This window comes from Pseudoalteromonas sp. SG44-17, assembly GCF_014164235.1.
Lineage (GTDB): Bacteria > Pseudomonadota > Gammaproteobacteria > Enterobacterales > Alteromonadaceae > Pseudoalteromonas > Pseudoalteromonas rhizosphaerae.
Genome location: NZ_JACJEV010000068.1, coordinates 1 through 4,525, shown reverse-complemented (window position 1 = coordinate 4,525; position 4,525 = coordinate 1). Strand labels below are relative to the sequence as shown.

Genomic DNA, 4,525 nt, shown 5'->3' with positions numbered 1-4,525 from the left:
CGACAGATCACTGGTAATGAAAATGTAATTAGTGCAAGTGTACAAGTAACACGCTATATATCAGGTAATTTTTTAACAAGGCATAATGATGTGCTACCTAGTGAAGGTAGAGCTATTGCCTATGTATTTGGTTTTACACCAAACTGGCATCCTGATTGGGGTGGTTTACTACACTTTTTTAATGCTGAAGGGGGGATGGTTGATACGTTTTTTCCGAAAAATAATACTCTTAGTTTATTTGATGTAAATTTACCACATTCAGTAAGTTACGTAACACCTTTCGCAAAGTATCCAAGATATTCTATTACTGGTTGGTTTAATGTAATTTAGCCTTATATTTAAGACATCTTTTGGTTTTTATTTTTTTATTAAAGCAGGTCGGGAACTTACCTAAATTTAAGCAGCGATAATTAATTAGTATTATAACGAAAATATGGTAGTTTTCGGCTTGTATTTAATTGACTAAAAATTATTTTAATTGAAGTAGTATAAATAAAGGGTAAGTTTACATTAAGAAGAACTTATCGATATTAAACTTGGTTAACTTTTTTAAATTCGTTAATTATTGTTATATTTTATTCAATACTGAAAAAAGCTAAGTAGAACTGTTAATAACCAATGTATAATTACTAGTTTATGATGCTATTACATGTATAACGCCTTTTAATAGTTATGTCTGATTTTCAACTAAGTTTTTACCTTTCAGTATTTGAAAAAATATTAAACGGAGTCATATAACATGTAGCAAAATTCTGTCTTAAATTATTGAATGATTAGGTATGGTCTTCAAACACTGTTACAAAACTACCTTTTGAAAAATCTCCGTCAATTTGCCGCTAACTCAGTTTTATTCCCTTCATACAGAAATCGTCTTAACTAATAAAATTAAAGAATTAAGGGTTTTGATTCAATTATTGAATGTATTACTTGTTAATTTATTTGTATTAGTCTTTTCGATAAATGTAAATATAAAATTAATAATCAATAAAAAACAGTTGCTTATATTGTTTATTAGTTGTGCTTTTTTGTTCCTTAACTGTAAAGTTGATGGATTTAAAGTTAAATAAGTGTTGACCTTTGGCTGTACCTGATATTACTATCCATTTGCTCAATTAGGTACTTAGTATCTTTTATGGATACTTATTAGCTTTTTTATGAGTAATTAAAACTAATAAAATCATATATTAATATGACCAGGGAGAATCAAATGTTAAATAATAAAGTTTCAAAGGCAGTTCGCTTAGCGATCGCTTTTGGTGCAGCATCAACAGCTGCTTTTTCAGCAAGCTCATTTGCTGCAGAAGAAGGTGTAGAAAAAGTTGAACGTATTCAGGTAACTGGTTCACGTATTAAACGAACTGATTTAGAAAGCGCAAGCCCTGTGCTTGTTCTAGACCGTGCTGATCTTGAAGCAAGTGGCCAGATCAGCATTGGTAATATCCTACAGCAAATTCCAGCAGCAGGTGCCGCTTTAAATACTGCATTCAATAATGGTGGTACCGGTGCCACTAACATGGATTTACGCAACCTAGGTGCAGAGCGTTTATTAGTATTAGTAAATGGTAAACGTTGGGTTTCTTCATTAGGTTCTACGGTTGATTTAAATACCATTCCAGCGTCATCAATTGAGCGTGTTGAAGTTGTTAAAGATGGCGCATCAGCAATTTATGGTTCAGATGCGATAGCTGGTGTTGTGAACATCATCACACGTAAAGACTTTGAAGGTGCAGAGCTTTCAGTTTATGGTGGTGAAAACTTAAAATATAACGATGGTCGTCAATATTCAGCTGATTTAACAATTGGTACCACCTCTGATAAAGGTGGCTTAATGATGAACCTTAGCCACGTTACTCAAGCTGAAATTTGGGCTGGTGATCGTGATATCTCATCAATGGGTAACAGTTCAACAACAGAAAAAGGCCGTCTTCGTTTAACATCTAGTGCTATTTCTGATTCATTACGTAGTGATTTACTAGCTCAAGGTTATACTGAAAATAACACTGGAAAACCTAATGCAGGTTTTGACTTAGTTCCTAATGGTGCTGGTTCGGACGTTGGCCTTGATTCGTTCAGAGATCGCAGTGGTGATGTATATAATTATGCACCTGATAACTACTTAGCTACTCCGCAAGTACGTAATAGTATGTATGTACAAGCATTTTACGATTTATCTGATGACGTTAGATTAGTTTCTGACTTCATGATGACCAATCGTCAATCGTCTCAGTTGTTAGCAGCGATGCCGCTTACCATTGGTGCGTCTTTTGGTTCAGCAGCAAGTAAAGTAGATATTCATGCAAATAATATCTATAACCCTTTCGGTGAAACGTTATATGGTGATGCATCACGCGCTGGTGTTGAAGGTTATGTCCCTTTTGCTGGACAGCGCCGTTTTATTGAAGCTGGTAACCGTATTTATAAACAAAATGATACTACTTACCGTGCAATGGTTGGCTTAGAAGGTGGTATCGGTGATACTTCTTGGGTTTGGGATGCATCATATATTTACGGCAAAAATAGCCAAGACGTTTTAACCACAGGTCTACTTAATCTTACTCGTATTAACCAAGCATTAGGTGATAATTGTAACGCATCTACTTCGTGTGTCCCTCTAAATTTGTTTGGCGGTGAAGGTTCTATAACACCGGAAATGGTTGATTATGTAACTTTTGATAGTGTATCCCGCGAAGGTTTAGAGCTAAAAGATTACACATTAAACTTTGCGGGTGATGCGTTTGAATTACCTGCAGGTGTTGTAGGTATGGCTATCGGTTTAGAGCGTCGTGAAGAAACTGGTTACGATACGCCAGATCCATTAACACAAAGTGGTGAAACATCTGGTAACCAGCGTGATGCTACCTCTGGTGGTTTTCGCTTAGATGAGGCATATGTTGAGCTATCAATCCCTGTTTTTGAAGGCTTAACTATTTCACCAGCAATTCGATTCTCAGATCACAGTGCATATGGTAGCAACTCTACTGCTAAAGTGGGTGTAGAATACCGTCCTATCGACGACATTCTACTTCGTGGTACATGGGCTGAAGGTTATAGAGCTCCTTCAATTTCGGATTTATATGCAGGTAATTCTGATTCATTTCCTACATTAACAGATCCATGTAATTCAGTGGACGGTGTTGTACCTAACCTTCCTGGTTGTGCAGGCGTTCCAGATGGATACTCACAAGCTAATACGCAAATTCGTGAAACTCGCGTTTCTACTCCAGATTTAAAACCAGAAGAATCAGAATCAAAAACATTTGGTGTTGTATACAATCCTAGTTATGTTGATGGTTTAGAGTTCACAATCGATTACTATGACATTGAAGTTACAAATTCAATCGGTCGATATGGCTCTCCACGTATATTGAGCGAATGTGCTACTGGTGAAAATGCTAAGTCTTGTGATTATATTGAACGGGACTCTAATGGTAATGTTACAGATTTACGTAACTTCCTGCAGAATTCAGGTGATTATAATGTTGAAGGTATTGATTTCTATACAGCTTATAAATTTGATACTGAATACGGTAGCTTTAAAACGTCACTAGACTTGTCATATGTGATGACAAATGAATTTGATGGTGAAGACCAAGTTGGTATTCAGTATGGGAATGGAGGTTTCCCTGAATATAAAGGTACATTTGCAGTTGATTGGTCGATGGGTGATTTTGACGCTCATTGGCAAACACGCTATGTAGATCGTTTACATAACAACTACGATATTTTATATGGAGCTGAGAACTATCCAGGTATGGCTGCGGAGATCGGTTCTTACTTTGTGCATGATGTTTCAGTTGGTTATGCGCTAGATGCCTATAACACAAAGCTTTCATTAGGTATAGAGAATTTATTTGCTAAAGAACCAACGCCAGAATATAGCAATAACGATGTAGCAATATCTACAAACAACTTCTCAGTTACTGAGTATGATGTGAATATGGACCGCTTTGTATATTTACGAGCAACGATTAAATTTTAATGCATTATTAATAATTTAATTTAAAGCCACTCTAGAGTGGCTTTTTTTATGAGGTAAAAATGGTTGAGTTAAAAAATACAACTGAAAAGCTGGAGTGTATACAAAAAGAGTATATGAAGAATAAAAAGGTCATACTCTCAGACGTATGGACAGATGAAAGTGCATCACTTTTGCACGAAGCGGTCGAAAATAAGACGAGTTTTCTAAATGCTTTTGCTATAGATGGTAAATATATTCAATCTTCAGATCGTGAATTAGAGAATATGACTACAGAAGAAAAAAGAGAACTCCAAAGGACAATCTATAAAGATGCTTCAAATGGAATTGGCTTTTTTATGGGCGACATAATATCAATAAAAATACAGAATTTTCTTTATATAAAGCTCTTTTTAATTATCTGAATTCAGATGTTTGCCTTAACTTTATTCGACAGATCACTGGTAATGAAAATGTAATTAGTGCAAGTGTACAAGTAACACGCTATATATCAGGTAATTTTTTAACAAGGCATAATGATGTGCTACCTAGTGAAGGTAGAGCTATTGC

Annotated in this window: 3 protein-coding genes; all 3 read left to right on the top strand. The window is 35.3% G+C overall.

Annotation, left to right across the window (positions count from 1 at the left end):
* On the top strand, nucleotides 1–330 hold a 330-nt coding region (locus H5182_RS21805), incomplete at its 5' end, for a 2OG-Fe(II) oxygenase family protein (protein ID WP_182760635.1).
* 877 nt (nucleotides 331–1,207) lie between these two features.
* Nucleotides 1,208–3,979 carry a TonB-dependent siderophore receptor gene (locus H5182_RS21800; RefSeq protein WP_182732451.1) on the top strand — a complete coding sequence of 924 codons (2,772 nt, stop codon included), beginning with the start codon at nucleotides 1,208–1,210 and terminating at the stop codon, nucleotides 3,977–3,979.
* Between the two features lie 59 nt (nucleotides 3,980–4,038).
* Nucleotides 4,039–4,380, top strand: coding sequence for a hypothetical protein (locus H5182_RS21795; RefSeq protein WP_182760634.1), 342 nt, complete (start codon nucleotides 4,039–4,041; stop codon nucleotides 4,378–4,380).
* Nucleotides 4,381–4,525 lie beyond the last annotated feature (145 nt).